We start from the raw sequence: 17,155 nt of genomic DNA, 5'->3' as shown, positions 1-17,155 counted from the left end.
GAGCTCTATAATGGGTATTGTTGTTGTCGGTACGGTTGCCTTTGATACGGTAGAGACCCCCTTTGGCAAGGGAGAGAATGTCCTGGGCGGTTCTGCCACCTATTTTTCCACCTCGGCCAGCTTTTTCAGCGATGTCTCGCTGGTGGCGGTGGTGGGTGAGGACTTCCCTGAAGAGCATGTCAGCTTTCTCAAGTCGCGGGAGATCGATCTGCAGGGCTTGCAGCGGATTCCGGGCAAGACCTTCCACTGGTCCGGCAAGTACGGCTATGACCTGAATGAGGCCCAGACCCTTGACACCCAGTTGAATGTGCTGCTGGATTTCAAGCCTGAACTGCCTGCGACGTATCGCAATACTGATGTCCTCTTTCTGGCCAATATAGACCCTGAACTACAACTGCAGGTGCTGGATCAGGTGGAGAAACCCCGCCTGACCGCCTGCGACAGCATGAACTTCTGGATCTCCTCCAAGCCGGAGGCGTTGAAAGAGGTCATGCGGCGGGTGGATATTGTGGTGATCAATGAGGGGGAGGCCCGCATGCTGACCGGTGAGGCAAACCTGGTTAAGGCGGCCCGTCAGATGATCAACCAGGGCTGCAAGCGTCTGGTGGTAAAGCGGGGCGAGTATGGCGTGCTGATGTTTACTGCCGATACCGTTTTTGCCGCACCGGCCTGGCCCCTGGAAGAGGTTTTTGATCCAACCGGTGCTGGCGATACCTTTGCCGGTGGATTCATGGGCTATCTTGCCAATACCGGTGACCTGTCTGAAGAAGGGATCCGGCAGGCCCTGGTTTTTGGTTCGGTGATGGCCTCCTTCAATGTGGAGGATTTCAGTCTGAACCGGATGAAGCGTTTGACCTATCCGGAGATTGAGGCCCGCTATCGCAGCTTCAAGGGGTTGACCAGTTTTCGGGATCTGGGGTTTAATTGACAAGCATACGGTTGTCTGGTAGCTTTTACAGCATGTTACGTGTTTTTAGCCAACAACAAGGAGCCCCCATGCGCTATGGAACCCTGCTGACAGTTCTGGTGGTTGTATCCACACTAACCGGGTGTGCTGCCACCTCGTCAAGCGGGCGTCCCGCCTCGTATCATTTCCAGATGGGGGTCTCATACCTTGAGGAGCGTAACTACACCGCAGCGTTGACCGATTTAACGGAAGCGGAAAAGATGGACCCCAATAATGCAGAGCTGCAATACAATCTGGGGCGGGCCCTGACCGGTAAGCGACGTCTTGATCTTGCGGAACAACGTTTTTTGCGGGCCCTGGCCCTGCGCCCCAATTATTCAGAAGCCCGTAATGATTTAGGGGTGCTCTATCTTGAAACCAGTCGCTGGGATAATGCCATCCAACAGTTTCGGGCTGTCAAGGATGACCTGTTTTATCCCCATCATGACCATGCCTTGATTAACCTCTCTCTGGCCTATCTTGGCAAAGGGGATTACAGCTCGGCCCTGGAGGAGTTGCAGGCTGTTCGGGCTGCTGATCCGCGTAATCCAATGATTAAGGTAACCACCGGACGTGTGCTGTTTGCCCAGGGTAAAACACAGCAGGCTATTGATGAATATCGCCGTGCCATTGAGATCGCGCCTGATTATAACCAGGCACATTTTCATCTTGGGCTGGCATTGATGAAGCAAAGCAAGCTGGCAGCAGCCAAGGCTGCCTTTAAAGAAGTGGTCAGGATTTCACCTGATTCTGAAATTGGTCACAGTGCTATGGGTTATATTGACCTGCTCAGGTAGGAGCCGACAGTGGAACATGATCAGCAGGTGACCATTGACGAAGCAGAACAGCATACCGTTGGCTCTATTCTCTGCCGTTGTCGCAAATTTAGCCATATTTCGATTGAAGAGGCGGCTGAAGCCACCAAAATCGGTAAAACCTACCTGCGGGCCCTGGAGGAGGATCGTTTTCAGGACCTTCCCAGTCCGGCCTATCTCAAAGGATTCCTCAGAACCTATGCAACCTATCTTGGTCTGCAGTCAGAAGAGCTGATTCAGCTGGCTGGTCAGCAGGAGGCAGCTCTTTCTGATGAGCCGGCCAAGACAGAACAGGCTCATCAGACAACAGTCGGCTTCAGCTTCAATTGGCAACGCCTGCTCCTGCCTGCTGTGTTGCTGGTTGCGTTGATTGTATCCGCCATGTTTATGGCACCCTCTGCACCAAAACGCCCCCTGCCACCACCGCTTCAGCAACAACCGCAGCCGGTGCCGACCGTTGCTGTTCAGCCGGTTCTCTCCAGCGTTCAGGCAGCACCTGCGGTCACCCCTGAACCGCAAACAGTTCAAACACCTGTTGTGGAAAAATCAGCAGAGCCGGCAGTTCCCCTTATAAAGCCGCGTGATGGTTTCATGGTCAGGATGAAGGTTAACCGGAACAGTTCATTGTCCGTGATTATTGATGATGCTGCTTCCCAGGGGTATGACTTGACCAGTGGTGATCTGATTGAGTGGAAGGCAGCCCGCACCATTGCCCTGGACCTGACAGATGCCTCCAGTGTTGAGATCGAACTGAACGGCACCCCCCTGAAGCTACAGGCATCACCCGGCAAACCGGCCTATATCATTCTTGATGCACATGGGATCAAGCAGTAACCGGGATTTCTTGGCTGCTATGGCCGTTGTCCACTATACCTGTCATAAAGGTTTATCCACTCGCCTTGACAGACCGGGACGCCGTGTTAGACTTACCTCAAGCAGGTACTTTTCTGGTTGGAGTGAGGCGTGGCAGAACAGCTCAAAAGAATTCTGGTGGTTGATGACGAGGAAAACACTCGTATCGCCCTGACTCGTCTTTTGAGCCGCGAAGGGTATGAGGTTAATACCGCTGCAAACGGTTTAGAGGCGTTAAGCAGCCTGAGAAACAATCCAGCTGAACTGATTATTACCGATCTGAATATGCCGGAGATGAACGGACTTACCTTTTTGCGTGAGTTGAATCGGGAATACCCGACCAGCAACGTGATCATGATTACCGCCTTTGGTGAGGTTGAATCCTACCTTGAGGCGTTGAACCTGGGCGCCTTTGAGTATCTGAACAAGCCTCTGAGGCTGGAGGAGCTGCGAAAGGTGATGGGGAAGATGTTCCCGCCGCCTGCCACGTGAGAGGAGAATCACTGATGAAACGTTTTGAAAAAATCCTGCTGGCAATTGATTTTTCCGACTATTCTGAGGTTGCCTGCGAATACGCCCTGACGCTGGCCAAGAGTTTCAATTCATCTTTGTTGGTACTGCATGTCATCAATGAGCCGGTAGATTTGCGTGGTTTTTACGTGCCCCATATCTCCTTTGAACAGCTGGAGCAAGAGATTGAAACCGGCGCCGTTAAGATGCTGGAAACATTTTGTACTGAAAATATTAAAGAGTTCAGCGCCTTTGAAACATCAGTGGTTGCCGGTGTCCCCTACGAAGAGATTATCCGCGTTGCAACAGAGCAGGAAATTTCATTGATTGTCATCGGTACCCACGGTCGCACCGGTCTTGATCACCTGATTTTTGGCAGCACTGCAGAACGGGTGGTGCGCAGCGCCCCCTGTCCGGTTATGACTATCCGCCTTCCTGTCACACCATAACGCCGGGTTCGTTGCTGCATGCACCCAGGTGATCTAGCCGTCACGACAACCGTACTGGTTGTCGATGATGATCCAGCAATTCAAACGATGCTGAGCATAATTCTGCAGCGCCGAGGCTATCGTGTGCTGACTGCCGGAACCGCTGCCGATGGTTTAGCTCAGCTGGCTGCGCATCAGCCGGAGTTGGTATTGATGGATTACCAGCTGCCTGATCGTAACGGTCTCTCTGCCCTGCTGGAGATTAAGGCTCAGTACCCCTCTTGCTATGTCATTATGGCAACCGGCAGGGGCAACGAAGAGCTGGCGGTAGAACTGATGAAGGCCGGGGCCTCGGAATACCTGCTGAAACCGTTTGACACTCGCATCCTGTCTGACCGTATTGAGGGAGTGCTCAAGCTGCGGGAGATTGAGTTGGCCAATCAGGCGCTGCAGGCAGAGCGTGAGCATCTGCTGCTGGAGATCGAAACCTGGAACCGCGAACTGCAGACCAGGGTGCAGGAGCGGACTGAGGCGCTGCACCGGGCCCAGAGCGAGATAGCGCAGACTGAGAAGCTGGCTGCACTGGGGTATCTGGCGGCCGGTATGGCCCATGAAATCCGTAATCCGCTCAACTCCATCTCACTCTTTACCCAGCTGCTGGGGCAGGGGGTAGAAGAGGTGGAGATCGGCGACTACCTCAGTAAGATTCTGAAAGAGGTGGACCGGATTGATGGTATCATCCGCAAATTGGTGGATGCTGCCAACCGGACCCGGCTGGTGGTGGATGATATCCGACTGGATCAGGTCGTGCAGGATGCACTGGAGATCTTTTCGCCACAGATCGAGGCGCGTCAGATCAAGGTCAGCTTCAACTGCCCTGAAGCGGTCCCCCCGATTAAGGCTGATCGGACAGAGCTGGAGCAGATTTTTACCAACCTGTTGATGAATGCGGTTGAAGAGTTGCCACAGGGTGGACAGTTGTCAATTCAGATCACCAGTCCGGAAGGGTTAATCGAGATTCGTGTTGCAGATAATGGCAGCGGGATTGCTGCTGAGCACCTGGAGGCCATCTTTAAACCGTTTTTCTCAACCAAAAGTCGCGGTACCGGTATCGGGCTGCCGGTGGCACGGCGTATCGCCCGCTTGTACCATGGCAATGTGGTGGTTGAGCAGACATCAAAGGCAGGCACCACGTTTCTGGTAACCATTCCCCGTGAACAGGCAAAGGGTACTCACTGAGGGTTCATGACAGCTACAGCAGCTAATATTCTTGTTATTGATGATGATCCCTTTTTTCAGCGGATTCTCTCGGATGCCTTCAAGGAAAACGGGTTCACGGTCTTTGTTGCCAGCGATGGTATTGAAGGGGTAAAGCTCTACCTTGAAAAGTTTCCTGACGTGGTTATCTCTGACCTGGTCATGCCCCGTATGGGCGGGGTCAGCACCTGCATGGAGATCAACCGGGTGGCTGGCGAGCGGCAGCCGATCATTATCCTGCTGACCTCCATGTTTCAGGAAGGGCCCCACGAACATGAAACCCCTGAAATGGGGGCCCGTTTCCATATTCCCAAATCCACCGCGCCACTTGATATCGTGATTCTGGTTGAACAACTGATCGAACGCGCCAAGACCCAGGCCACCCTCAACTGATACCATGCCGTTTCTTTTTCGTAATCTCACCCTCCAGCCAGGCGAGGATGAAGGCCGTCTGATTGCACTGACAGCAAAATTCTTTGGTTTTGACCCTGCCGTCTTGCAACAGTTCCGCATCCTGCGCAAGGGGGTTGATGCCCGTAAAAAACCTCGGGTGCTGTTGGTCTACACCGTGAGTTTCAGTCTGGCCGACGAGGCCGGTTTCTGGAAACGTCACCAGGGCACGCCCAATCTTGAGCAGCTTCCGGTTGAAACCCCACAGATTTTTACCAAACGTAGCAGCACTGATCCGATTGTGATTGTCGGCATGGGACCGGCCGGACTGTTCTGTGCCCTGCGGCTGGCAGCCTACGGTATTGCTGCTACTATTCTTGAACGGGGCAAGCCGGTTGAGGAGCGGGTTAAAGATGTGGCTCGCTTCTGGCGGGATGGCCAGCTTGATACAGAAAGCAATGTCCAGTTTGGCGAAGGTGGTGCCGGTACTTTTTCCGATGGCAAGCTGACCTGTCGCCTGCGTGACCCCAATACCGGCTGGGTGCTGGATCAACTGATCCGCTTTGGCGCGCCGCCGGAGATCCGCTACCAGGCCAAGCCCCATGTTGGTACGGACCGGCTGCGTAGCGTGGTCGCCGCCCTGCGGGCGGGTCTGTTGGAAAGCGGTGCTGACATCCGTTTTTCCACCTGTCTGACGGATCTTGTCTGCAACAGCGGCCAGCTGAGCGCTGTACGCAGCAATGGTCAGGACGAACTTCCCTGCAAACATCTGGTACTGGCCATTGGCCACAGCGCCAGAGACACCTATGCCATGCTGTCCCGCCAGAATCTGGTGATGGAGCCCAAGCCGTTTGCCATTGGCCTGCGGGTGGAACATCCCCAAGGGGTGATCGACCGGATCCAGTATGGTAAGCCCCACCCTGCCCTGCCCAAGGCTGACTATGCCCTGACCTACAATAACGATCTGACCAAACGCAGCTGCTATTCCTTCTGCATGTGTCCAGGTGGGCTGGTGGTTGCCAGCTCTTCTGAGGCAGAGATGGTGGTGGTTAATGGCATGAGTAATCTGGGGCGGGATTCCGGTCTTGCCAACAGTGCTCTGGTAGTCAATGTGCGTCCCGAAGACTTTGATGGTAGCGATCCGCTGGCCGGGGTTCGTTTTCAGCAACAGTGGGAGCGGACAGCCTTTACCGCTGGTGGCGGCAACTACCATGCCCCGGCCCAGAACCTGCTGGCCTTCATCGGTCAGGGCACTGGCAGCTACCATTCAAGCTACCGTCCTGGCACGGTTGAGGCAGATCTGGCAACCCTGCTGCCAGAGTATGTGAGCACGACCCTGCGAGAAGGAATTGTCTCATTTGATCGGAAGATGAAAGGGTTTGTGACACGGGAGGCGACCTTAACCGGGGTGGAGACCCGCACCTCAGCCCCGCTACGAATTCTGCGGGGGGAGGACTTCCAGTCCCCCACCCTGCGCGGCCTGTATCCCTGTGGTGAAGGTGCAGGCTATGCAGGGGGGATCATGTCGGCGGCCCTGGATGGGGTACGGGTGGCGGATAAGATTGCGGAACAGATGAGCTGACAATAGACCTTAACGCAGAGAAAAGCATAAACCAATAGGGGCGCATTAAAACCAAAAGCTTTGTTTTCTCTGTATCTCTGCTCCTCATGCCTCTCTGCGTTAGGGTGTTTAAAGCTTAACTCCTGACCTGCCCATCTCCGTAGACAATAAACTTGGTGGTGGTCAGATCTTCCAGCCCCATTGGACCAAAGGAATGCAGCTTGGTGGTGGAGATGCCGATCTCAGCACCCAGGCCCAACTGGCCACCGTCGTTAAAGCGGGTGGAGGCATTGACCAGCACGCAGGAAGAGTTGACCTCCCGGATAAAACGCTGGGCATTGGCGTAATTGCTGGTCACAATCACCTCGCTGTGCAGCGAGCCATACTGGTTAATATGGTCAATGGCCGCATCCATATCATCCACCACCTTGCAGGCCAAGATCAGCTCCAGATACTCGGCAGCCCAATCCTCTTCCGTGGCAACCTTTGCCTGGGGTGCGTACTTTCTGAACTCCTCATCTCCCCGCAGTTCTACCTGAAGATCACCAAGGGTCTTGGCAAAGGCCGGGATAAAGGCAGCTGCCACATCTTTATGGATCAAGAGTGTTTCCAATGCGTTACAAACACCGGGGCGCTGGGTCTTGGCGTTGATAATGATCCGGGTGGCCATCTCAAAATCAGCTGTGGCATCCACAAACAGGTGGCAGACCCCTTTGTAATGCTTGATGACCGGGATGCGGGAGTTCTCCACCACAAAGCGGATCAGGCTCTCGCCACCACGGGGGATGATCAGGTCAATCAGCTCCTCCTGCTTCAGCATCTCCAGCACCCCTTCCCGTTCCGTGAACGGGATCAGAGACAGGGCGGCTTCAGGTATATTCAGCTCCTTCATCACCCCCTGCAGAATGGCAGCAATGGCCCGGTTGGAGTGGATTGCCTCGGAGCCGCCCCGCAACACCACGGCATTGCCGGATTTAAGGCAGAGTGCTGCCGCATCGGCAGTCACATTGGGACGGGACTCGTAGACAATCCCGATCACCCCCAGCGGTATCCGCATCTTACCCACCATGATCCCGTTGGGCCGTTTCGACATCTTCGTGACCTCGCCTACTGGGTCTGGCAGGCCAGCCACTTCGCGCAGGGCATCAGCCATCCCTTTGATCCGCTTGGTATCCAGCATCAGGCGATCCAGCATGGCATCGGATAGACCTTTCTCCTTGCCCGCTGCCAGATCTTTGGCATTATCGGCAATCAGCGTGGCGCTGCCAGCCTCAAGGGCTTCGGCCATCTTCAGCAGCATTTCATTTTTTACGGTGGTGGAAAGCCGGGCCAAGGCAATGGAGGCCTGGCGGGCGTTTTTGGCTATGGTGGCTACCTGTTCTGCAATGGTCATGGGGTGTTCTCCTTGATAACATGTTCTTCTGCCAACTCACCCAGAATCCGTTCAAAGACATCCCGAATCCCTTCCGTGGTGGCCTCATAGTCTTTCAAAAGTGCCTCGCCCGGATGCCGCAGCTGCGGATCATAGGCCAGACGGCGGGCCAGTTTGTCCAAGTAGCGCTGGTCCCCGGCAAGGTCGTTGATGGAGTGGTCATGCAGCAGGCGTAACCGGTTTTCCAGCTTGCGCAGAAATTTGTAGCCGGCAATCAGGATGTCTGCCTGCTGTTCGGTAATAATGTCGAGGATTTGGACTTCTTTCAGCGCCACCACCGTATTTTGGGTGCGCAGTTCAGGGTAGCGCTGGCCGTAGCGCAGTTGCAGATACTGGGCGATGAACTCCACATCCACCATGCCACCGCGACCGGTCTTGATGTTGTAGGAACCGGCGGTCTCTTTGGCGATCTCGTTTTCCATCCGCATCCGCAGGCGGTGAATCTCCTGTCTTCCCTCTTCTCCCAGTGACGCGCCATAGACGGTCTGCCGGATAACGGCATCAATGCTGCTGCGCAGGACAGGTTCGCCAAGTACCACCCGGGCCTTTGCCATGGCCTGACGTTCCCAGACCTGGGCTTCTGTGCGGTGGTAGGTCAGAAACGATTCCAGCGAGGTAACCAGCGGTCCGGCATTGCCCGATGGGCGCAGGCGGGTGTCCAGCTTGTAGACATAGCCTTCACGGGTGGCGGTGGAGAGGATCGAGATCAGCTTCTGGGCCAGCTTGGCAAAGTACTCGTGATTACTGATCTGTTTTTCACCGTCAGTGGTCCCCTGATGGTCGTAGATGAAGATGATATCCAGGTCTGAGTGATAATTGAGCTCTTCACCACCCAGTTTACCCATGCCGACGATCGCCAGGCTTGCGCTGTGGAACTGACTGTTATCCTGATAGCGGGGGCGTCCAAAGCGGGCCAGTTCGGTGGTGGCCAGCCGGTAGGCCTCTTCAAGGCAGACCTCGGCCAGGCAGGAGAGCTGGGAGGCAATCGCGCCCTGGCCCAGATGGCCGTGAATGTCGTTCAGGCCGATCCGCAGGAACTCTTCATTGCGGTAACGCCGCAAGACATCCAGCCGTTCTTCAAAATCCTCTGCCTGCAGCAGTAGGCCTGTAAGTTCTTCATCCATTACCTCCCGTGGCTTGACCATGGAGGCGTAGGTGTGGGCCACCATTGATTCAAGCAGTTCCGGGTGGCTGATCAGGATCTTGGACAGGAAGGCAGATGTGCCGAACAGGGTGGCCAGCAGCCGCAGGGCATCGTGGTTTTCAGCCAGCAGGGCATAGCAGGATGATCTGCCACTAATTGCCGAGAGAAAACGCTCTGTATGGGCCAGGGCCATATCCGGGTCAGGTGCATCAAGCAATGCCTGCAGGAATGGCGGCGCGATCTGGGCATGGATACGGCGGTTACGTTCAGTGACATTGCCCTTGATCGGGCCACTGCGCAGCAGGGCCAGGTTATCAAAGGCGCGGTCCACATCCTCCAGCCGCCGTTCTGCCAGCATATCCTTGACCAGATCCGGTTCTGCCTTGGTATCCAACAGATAGAGGATTTCCGGCCTTGCCTGCTGCTGTTGCAACTGTTCATCGCGGCTGTGGAACAGGCTGCCAAAGATGGCGGCTACCCGTTGGCGATGTTGCTCAAGGGTCTCTTTGAAACGCTGCAGTCCGTTATCCCGCAGGAAACCGCTGCGGCGGGCCAGTGCCAGCAGTTCATCCTCTTTGGTCGGCAGGCTGTGGGTCTGGCGTTCCTGCACCACTTGAATACGGTGCTCAACGGTACGCAGAAAACGGTAGGCATCACTCAGTTGCTGGCGGTCATCATCGCTGATCAGCTTTGCCTCTGCCAGCAGTTCCAGCGCAATCAGTGAGTTGCGTTCACGCAGGCGGGGCATCTTGCCTGCATAGACCAGCTGCAGGGCCTGGATAAAGAACTCAATCTCCCGGATACCACCCCTGCCGAGCTTCAGGTTGATCTCTCCTTCACGGTTACGGGTCAGGGAGGCATCAATCCGTTGCTTCATCAGCTTCATATCCTCGATCAGGGTGTAGTCGAGGTATTTGCGATAGACAAAGGGGATCAGGGTCTGTAGCAGCTGTTCACCCAGTTCCCGTGAACCAGCCACTGGCCGGGCCTTGAGCATGGCGGTCCGCTCCCAGGACTGTCCCCATGATTCGTAGTAGATCTCGGCAGAACGCAGCGATACCGCCATGTCGCCTGATTTGCCTTCTGGTCGCAGTCCCACATCCACCCGGAAGACAAAGCCGTCTTCAGTGACCTGATTCATCGCCTTGGTGACCTGCTCAGCCAGTTTGTTAAAGAAGGCATGCAGGGAGATCACTCCCTTGCGCCCGCCACGGTCATCGTCAATACCAGCGGTTTCGCCGTTATCGGTCTCATAAAAGAAGATAATATCGATGTCAGAAGAGAAGTTAAGTTCCCGGCCCCCGAATTTGCCCATGCCCAGGATAGTCATTACGGCTGTCCGGGGGCCATCATCGGTTTGCTTAAGCGGTTTGCCATACTCCTGTGTCAGCAGGTGGTGGCAGGTCTCGTAGGCCACCTGCAGCGTGGCCGCTGCCAGATCTGATAATTCTCTGGTCACCTCTTCCAGTGGTGCCAGTCCGTTCAGGTCGCGGGCGGCAATCCGCAGGATTTCAAAGCGTTTGAAACAACGCAAGACCTTCATTAAGCTCTGCAGGTCAGCATGGTCCGGTGTGTTGCGACGCAGGGCAGCCAGCAGTTCGGCCCTGGTGCGGGACTGATCCAGTTCATTGTCGGCAAAGAGGCGGGAGAAAAAGGACGGTTCCTTAAAGATCAGGTTGGTCAGAAAAGGCGAGGCTCCGCACAGGAACATGCACTGACTCAGACGTCTACGATTGGCGATGACGGTCATCAGGTGGCTGCGGTCAAGTATCCCCACCAGACGCTCAAAGCCGTTTAAGGCCATGTCCGGCGAAGGGGTATGCAGCGCTGCCAATGCAATCTTCAGAAGGGTTTCAGCGGAAAAGAGGCCTGCCATCAGCAGCAGATTGGTTGCCGAGCGGGCGCCATAGGCAAAGCCGGATTGCTCAAGCAGCCGGATCAGTTCCTGATCACGGGACGGCTCATCCTCAAGGGCCATGATCCAGGAAAAGTTATGGTCAAAACGGGTGCCTGGCATATCAGACAGCAGCCAGGGCTGCCAGCTCCTCTTGGTAGTTACCCTTGGCCACACCATGTTCGGTGATGATGGCGGTAATATACTTTGCCGGTGTCACATCAAAGGAGGGGTTACGCACCTTAACCCCCTCAGGTGCAATCGGCAGGCCGCGGATATGGGTGACTTCGGTTGTCGGGCGTTCTTCAATCGGGATCTGTGAACCGTCGCTCAGGGACAGGTCCAGAGTGGAAACCGGAGCTGCCACATAGAACGGAATACCATGCTCTTTGGCCAGCACCGCCACACTGAAAGTGCCGATTTTGTTGGCGGTATCACCATTGGCAGCAATCCGGTCGGCACCCACCACGCAGCAGGTGATTTCGCCCCGTGACATGAAGAAACCGGCCATGTTGTCTGAGATCAGCGTGACCGGGATCTTGTCCTTCATCAGCTCCCAGGTGGTCAGGCGGGCCCCCTGCAGCCAGGGGCGGGTCTCGTCGGAAAAGACCTGAATCTTTTTACCTGCCTCATGGGCTGCCCGGATTACCCCCAGGGCGGTGCCGTAGCCTGCAGTTGCCAGACCGCCGGCATTGCAGTGGGTCAGTACTGTTGCCCCAACTGGAATCAGATCTGCGCCGTGTTTGCCGATATTTTTGCAGATGGCCAGGTCTTCTGCCTCAATCCGGATCGCCTCTTCCTTTAGTCCGGCCCGGATCGTGTCCAGCGGGCTGCCTTTCAGAGATTGTGCCTTCTGCTTCATCCGCTCAATGGCCCAGAACAGGTTGACTGCCGTTGGCCGGGTGCGGGCCATCACATCGCAGACATTATCAAGTTGGCGGAAGAATGATTCCTGGGTGTCGGCAATGATCTCCCGCGCTCCCAAGGCAACGCCCATGGCAGCAGCTACGCCGATGGCCGGTGCCCCGCGGACCACCATCCCCTTGATCGCCTCTGCCACTGCATTAAAATCAGTGTAGCGTTGATAGATCTCTTCCATCGGCAGGCGGGTCTGGTCAATCATGATCACGGCGTCATCGCGCCATTCTATGGTTCGGAAAGACATCTGTGGCACCTCGTTTTGTTTGTTGTTCGGAACAGTTATAACGTCGGCCACGGTCTGTTTCAAGCAAAAGCCGTCATTGGCGGCATTACAAAGTAAATGACGCTTGCGGGATTGACTTTTGTGGTAGCGGTTATTATTATTTTTATACATCAGTTAACTCCGCCCGAAAGGAGAATCCTGTTATGTGGACTGCACACTTTAGAATCCGTCCGGTATCCCACTGCAAGGAAGGGTGCCGAAGCTAGCCTGCCGAAAGCGTATCGGCAGGCAGACAACAACGAACCCCGTGTCGGTTGACACGGGGTTTTTTTGTGCGTAATCTGCTGAATCATGAAAAAATATATTATTATAGCCATCATACTTGTTGGTGCCATCGCCGCTGGCGTCTGGTTCTTTTTCGGACGCGCCCCCAAGGTTAGCTACAAGACGGTCCCGCTTGAAAAAGGGAACGTTGTTGCTGCCATCTCAGCCACCGGCACGGTGAATCCGGTCACCACGGTGCAGGTTGGCTCGCAGGTGTCTGGAACCATTCAAAAACTGCTGGTTGATTACAACTCAAGGGTGAAAAAAGGACAGGTGATTGCCGAGATCGATCCGGCCCTGTTTCTTGCCCAGGTTGAGCAGGCCAGAGGCAACTTCCTGAATGCCCAGGCCAACCTGCAGAAGGCAAAGGTCGTTCTGGCGGATGCCAAACGGACCCTTGAGCGTAATAAACAGCTGATCAGCCAAGGGATTGTTGCCCAGAGTGATTTTGATGCCTCCCAGACCGCGTATGATTCGGCCTTGGCAGGGATCAAGTCGGCTGAGGCCGGCGTGACTCAGTACCGTGGCACCTTGATGCAGGCTGAGACTAACCTGAAAAATTCGGTGATCCGTTCTCCGGTGGATGGCGTTGTTATTTCACGCAGTATTGATGTGGGCCAGACCGTGGCTGCCTCGTTTCAGACCCCGACCCTGTTTTCCATTGCCCAGGACCTGACCAAGATGCAGATTGAGACCAGCGTGGATGAGGCAGACATCAGCCGTGCCCGTCTGGATCAGGCTGCCAGCTTTACGGTTGATGCCTACCCTGACCGCAATTTCAAGGGACGTGTCACCCAGATCCGCTCTGCCCCGATTACGGTCCAGAACGTGGTCACCTATATTGTGGTGGTGCAGGTGGATAACAAGGACCTGCAGTTGAAGCCTGGCATGACCGCCAATGTCTCGATTGAGACCGGCCGCCGTGATGGCGTTTTGAAGCTGCCTGCTGCGGCACTGCGTTTCCGCCCCAAGACAGATACGGATAAGAAATCAGCAAAGGCAGGCCAAAGACCGGCAGGGGGTGGTAAAGGCAAGTCTGGCGGAGCGCAACAGAAGGTGTATCTGCTGAAAGAGGATAAGCCGGTGGCGGTACCGGTCACCACCGGTCTTGGCGATGCCAGCTTTGTCGAACTTGTTGAGGGTGGTCTGAAGGAAGGCGATCAGGTGATCGTAGAACAGATTGACAAGACAAAGAAAAAATCATCCGGCATGGGTGGCTCGCCCATGGGACCGCGGATGTAGCCAGAGGTATTCGTATATGAAAAAACCGTTAATGCTGATGATTCTGGATGGCTGGGGTATCAACCCCTGTCCTGACAGCAACGCCGTTGCCATGGCCAAGGCCCCTAATCTTGCTGGATACCTGCAGGAATTTCCCCATGTGCAGATTAAGACCTCCGGCATGGCAGTGGGGCTGCCGGAAGGCCAGATGGGCAATTCCGAGGTGGGGCACCTCAACCTGGGGGCCGGTCGGGTTGTCTATCAGGATTTCACCCGGATCACCAAGTCCATTGATGATGGCGATTTTTTCACCAATCCGATCCTGCTGGACTGTATTGCCAAGGTTAAGGCCAGCCGTGGACGCCTGCACCTGGCAGGGCTGCTGTCCGATGGCGGGGTACACTCCCACAACACCCACCTGTATGCCCTGGTCAAGCTGGCCAAGCAACAGGGGCTGACGGACGTATTCATCCACTGCCTGCTGGATGGCAGGGATACACCGCCCCAGAGTGGAGCCGGTTATCTTGAAGAGCTTGAGGCAGAGCTGGGTACGATCGGTTGTGGCAAGGTTGCCACGGTGATGGGACGCTACTATGCCATGGATCGGGACAACCGCTGGGAACGGGTTGAACAGGCCTATAACGCCATGGTGCTGGGCCAGGGGACATGTCGCGCCTCATCAGCAGAGGCGATTCAGTCCAGCTACGGGGCTGGTGTGCATGATGAATTTGTGCTGCCCTGTGTGATCTGTGCGGATGGTACTCCGGTAGGTACCGTCAATGACGGTGATGGGATTATCTTTTTTAACTTCCGTTCAGACCGCGCCCGCGAGATCACCCGTAGCCTGACCTTTGAGCAGTTTGACGGTTTTCAGCGCCAGCGGGTACCGAAGCTCTCCGGCTATGTCTGCATGACCGAATATGATGCCACCTTTGGTCTGCCGATCGCCTATGCGCAGCAAGAGCTGACCAACCTGCTGGGGGGCGTACTGGCAGAGGCGGGTCTGAAGCAGTTGCGGATTGCCGAAACCGAAAAATACGCCCATGTCACCTTCTTCTTTAACGGTGGTGTCGAGGCCCCGTTTAGCGATGAGGATCGTGCCCTGATCCCTTCCCCTAAAGAGGTGGCCACCTACGACCAGAAGCCGGAGATGAGCGCCTACCTGGTGGCTGATGAGCTGGTTAAACGGCTGGATCAGGATTTTTATGATGTGATTATCCTTAACTTTGCCAACTGCGACATGGTTGGCCATACCGGTATTCTGCCAGCAGCGATCCGTGCCGTAGAGGCGGTGGATGCCTGTGCTGGCAAGGTGGTGGAAAAAGTCCGTCAGCTGGGTGGTAGCGTGCTGATTACCGCTGATCACGGCAATGCAGAACAGATGGCTGATGAAAACGGCGAACCGTACACCGCCCACACCTGCAACCCGGTCTGGCTGATTCTGGTGGATGATGCCCGCAAGGGGGCTACGCTGAAAGAGGGCGGCAAGCTGGCCGACATCGCACCAACCATGCTGAAACTGCTGGGGATGCAACAGCCTCAAGAGATGACCGGAGAGAGCCTGCTATGAAAACCGTATCAATCCCGGCAATAGACAACGAATATATCGTCGGCAAGATCCTCTGTATTGGCCGCAACTATGTGGATCATATCAAAGAGCTGGGCAATGAGGCCCCTTCTGCGCCAATAATTTTTATGAAGCCATCCACGGCGATAATAGGTAACGGCGAGGCAGTGGTGATTCCGGCTTACAGCAGTGACTGTCACTATGAGGCAGAGCTGGCGGTGCTGATCGGCTCGGAAGGTAAGGATATTGCTGAAGCTGACGCGCTTGCCCATGTGGCAGGCTATGGTGTGGCAATTGATATGACCCTGCGGGATGTGCAGGACAATCTGAAGAAAAAGGGGCTGCCTTGGGAGATCGCCAAGGGGTTTGATACCTCCTGCCCGCTGTCTGATTTTGTACCGGCTGACAAGGTGGCTGATCCGCAAAACCTGACCATCTGTCTGGCCTTGAATGGTGAGCAGCGTCAGAACGGCTCAACCGGACTGATGATCAACAGCGTGGCCAGGATCATCAGCTATCTGTCCGGCATCTTTACCTTGGAAGAAGGGGACGTGATCCTGACCGGCACCCCTGCCGGGGTTGGCCGGGTACAGGCCGGAGACCGGATGGAGGCCAGCATTGCCGGAGTGGGTAGTGTTTGCGTGACGGTTGCATAGCTTTTATACCTGGAAAAGGAGTCGCAGATGCAAAATGAAAAAGAATGCCCGGAATGCAAAGGGAAGATGATCCTGCTACCTGGCTGAGGCGGTCTCTTCTGGCGGTGCCAGAAGTGCGGGGTGCGGCTTTCGTACCATAAGGATCAGCAGAGTTGTAGCTGCTCGTAGTTGCAGATTATTCGAGATTTTTATTTGCTCATCAGAAAAAGTGCTTGACGTAGTGGAATCCTTTAACTATAGTCCACAACTCTGTAAAATACGAACAGGTGGTACCAAACTATGTATGCTGTAATTAAGACGGGTGGCAAGCAATACAAGGTCGCTGAAGGCGATTTCCTGAAGGTTGAAAAACTGGACAACGTCGTGGGTGACACGATTGAGTTGGCAGAGGTTCTGATGATTGGCGGCGATGCCGTTAAGGTTGGAGCTCCCCTGGTGGCTGGTGCATCAGTAACTGCCAAGGTTGTTGTGCAAGACCGTGACAAGAAGATTCTGGTCTTCAAGTCAAAGCGCCGTAAGAACAGCCGCAAGCTGATCGGACACCGCCAGTACCACACGGTACTGAAGATTGAGAAGATTAGCGCCTAAGCGCTTACGATTATTTTTTGAGGAGAAAGAACCATGGCACATAAAAAAGCTGGTGGTAGTTCACGTAACGGCCGCGATTCTGACGGTCAACGACTTGGTTGTAAAAAATTTGGTGGCGAGTCAGTTCTGGCTGGCAATATCATCTATCGTCAACGTGGTACCCAGATTCATCCAGGCAACAATGTTGGTTGTGGTAGAGACCATACGCTGTTCGCTCTGATTGAAGGGGTTGTCAAGTTTGAGCGTATGGGCCGTGATCGTAAGAAGGTTTCTGTCTATCCTTCCTGATTCTGAGCCACACCCTGTTTTTAAAACCCGACGGTTATTACCGTCGGGTTTTTTTGTGCCCGCAGTCCGGGGTAAATCAAGGCCGCTGATTTGACCGGATGCGGTTCCGGGTGTATAGGGTAGCAACAGCTTGCGGTT

At 55.1% G+C, this 17,155-nt stretch carries 16 protein-coding genes; 13 read left to right on the top strand and 3 right to left on the bottom strand.

The genetic code is table 11. From position 1 onward, the window contains the following. The first annotated feature begins 10 nt into the window (after positions 1 to 10). The 8 genes from B5D39_RS01775 (at position 11) to B5D39_RS01740 (ending at position 6,780) form a co-directional block, all read left to right on the top strand. On the top strand, positions 11 to 928 hold the full coding sequence (locus B5D39_RS01775) for a PfkB family carbohydrate kinase (protein ID WP_078788665.1): 918 nt from the start codon (positions 11 to 13) through the stop codon (positions 926 to 928). A gap of 68 nt (positions 929 to 996) precedes the next feature. Beyond that, a complete protein-coding gene (locus B5D39_RS01770) occupies positions 997 to 1,743 on the top strand; it encodes a tetratricopeptide repeat protein (RefSeq protein ID WP_078788664.1) in 747 nt (248 codons plus the stop codon). A gap of 9 nt (positions 1,744 to 1,752) precedes the next feature. Next, entirely contained in the window at positions 1,753 to 2,595 is an 843-nt protein-coding gene (locus tag B5D39_RS01765; RefSeq protein ID WP_078788663.1) for a helix-turn-helix domain-containing protein, read from the top strand. Positions 2,596 to 2,724: 129 nt separating this feature from the next. Then, entirely contained in the window at positions 2,725 to 3,105 is a 381-nt protein-coding gene (locus B5D39_RS01760) for a response regulator (RefSeq protein WP_078788662.1), read from the top strand. Positions 3,106 to 3,119: 14 nt separating this feature from the next. Further along, positions 3,120 to 3,572, top strand: a complete 453-nt coding sequence (locus tag B5D39_RS01755) for a universal stress protein (RefSeq protein ID WP_078788661.1) — start codon at positions 3,120 to 3,122, stop codon at positions 3,570 to 3,572. Positions 3,573 to 3,590: 18 nt separating this feature from the next. Further along, the gene (locus B5D39_RS01750; protein WP_078788660.1) at positions 3,591 to 4,790 is read left to right on the top strand and encodes a hybrid sensor histidine kinase/response regulator; all 1,200 of its coding nucleotides are present in this window, start codon (positions 3,591 to 3,593) and stop codon (positions 4,788 to 4,790) included. A 6-nt stretch (positions 4,791 to 4,796) separates the two neighbouring features. Next, the gene (locus B5D39_RS01745) at positions 4,797 to 5,201 is read left to right on the top strand and encodes a response regulator (protein ID WP_078788659.1); all 405 of its coding nucleotides are present in this window, start codon (positions 4,797 to 4,799) and stop codon (positions 5,199 to 5,201) included. Positions 5,202 to 5,205: 4 nt separating this feature from the next. Further along, complete coding sequence (locus B5D39_RS01740) at positions 5,206 to 6,780, top strand: NAD(P)/FAD-dependent oxidoreductase (RefSeq protein WP_078788658.1); 1,575 nt, start codon at positions 5,206 to 5,208, stop codon at positions 6,778 to 6,780. 115 nt (positions 6,781 to 6,895) lie between these two features. Here the strand turns inward: B5D39_RS01740 and B5D39_RS01735 are convergent, their stop codons facing one another. Genes B5D39_RS01735 through mtnA form a run of 3 tightly spaced genes read right to left on the bottom strand, consistent with a single transcriptional unit; the run spans position 6,896 to position 12,394 of the window. Continuing rightward, the gene (locus B5D39_RS01735) at positions 6,896 to 8,152 is read right to left on the bottom strand and encodes a glutamate-5-semialdehyde dehydrogenase (protein WP_078788657.1); all 1,257 of its coding nucleotides are present in this window, start codon (positions 8,150 to 8,152) and stop codon (positions 6,896 to 6,898) included. Then, entirely contained in the window at positions 8,149 to 11,352 is a 3,204-nt protein-coding gene (gene glnE / locus B5D39_RS01730; RefSeq protein WP_078788656.1) for a bifunctional [glutamate--ammonia ligase]-adenylyl-L-tyrosine phosphorylase/[glutamate--ammonia-ligase] adenylyltransferase, read from the bottom strand. Before glnE ends, B5D39_RS01735 begins: the two co-directional genes overlap by 4 nt. 1 nt (position 11,353) lies before the next feature. Then, positions 11,354 to 12,394 carry an S-methyl-5-thioribose-1-phosphate isomerase gene (gene mtnA / locus B5D39_RS01725; protein ID WP_078788977.1) on the bottom strand — a complete coding sequence of 347 codons (1,041 nt, stop codon included), beginning with the start codon at positions 12,392 to 12,394 and terminating at the stop codon, positions 11,354 to 11,356. 330 nt (positions 12,395 to 12,724) lie between these two features. Here mtnA and B5D39_RS01720 point away from each other — a divergent pair, with 330 nt between their 5' ends. The 5 genes from B5D39_RS01720 (at position 12,725) to rpmA (ending at position 17,017) form a co-directional block, all read left to right on the top strand. Beyond that, a complete protein-coding gene (locus B5D39_RS01720; RefSeq protein ID WP_078788655.1) occupies positions 12,725 to 13,939 on the top strand; it encodes an efflux RND transporter periplasmic adaptor subunit in 1,215 nt (404 codons plus the stop codon). A gap of 16 nt (positions 13,940 to 13,955) precedes the next feature. Beyond that, positions 13,956 to 15,488: a 2,3-bisphosphoglycerate-independent phosphoglycerate mutase gene (gene gpmI / locus B5D39_RS01715; protein WP_078788654.1), complete on the top strand. Its 1,533-nt coding sequence runs from the start codon at positions 13,956 to 13,958 to the stop codon at positions 15,486 to 15,488. After that, positions 15,485 to 16,141: a fumarylacetoacetate hydrolase family protein gene (locus B5D39_RS01710; protein ID WP_078788653.1), complete on the top strand. Its 657-nt coding sequence runs from the start codon at positions 15,485 to 15,487 to the stop codon at positions 16,139 to 16,141. The genes gpmI and B5D39_RS01710 overlap by 4 nt, the downstream gene beginning before the upstream one ends. Positions 16,142 to 16,420: 279 nt before the next feature. Further along, the gene (rplU, locus tag B5D39_RS01705) at positions 16,421 to 16,729 is read left to right on the top strand and encodes a 50S ribosomal protein L21 (protein WP_078788652.1); all 309 of its coding nucleotides are present in this window, start codon (positions 16,421 to 16,423) and stop codon (positions 16,727 to 16,729) included. 33 nt (positions 16,730 to 16,762) lie between these two features. Beyond that, positions 16,763 to 17,017 (top strand): 50S ribosomal protein L27, encoded by a 255-nt coding sequence (rpmA, locus tag B5D39_RS01700; protein ID WP_078788651.1) that lies wholly within the window; start codon positions 16,763 to 16,765, stop codon positions 17,015 to 17,017. The last annotated feature ends 138 nt before the right edge of the window (positions 17,018 to 17,155 follow it).

Source organism: Trichlorobacter thiogenes (assembly GCF_900167465.1).
Classification (GTDB): Bacteria; Desulfobacterota; Desulfuromonadia; order Geobacterales; family Pseudopelobacteraceae; genus Trichlorobacter; species Trichlorobacter thiogenes.
This window is presented reverse-complemented; position numbering and strand designations above follow the sequence as displayed.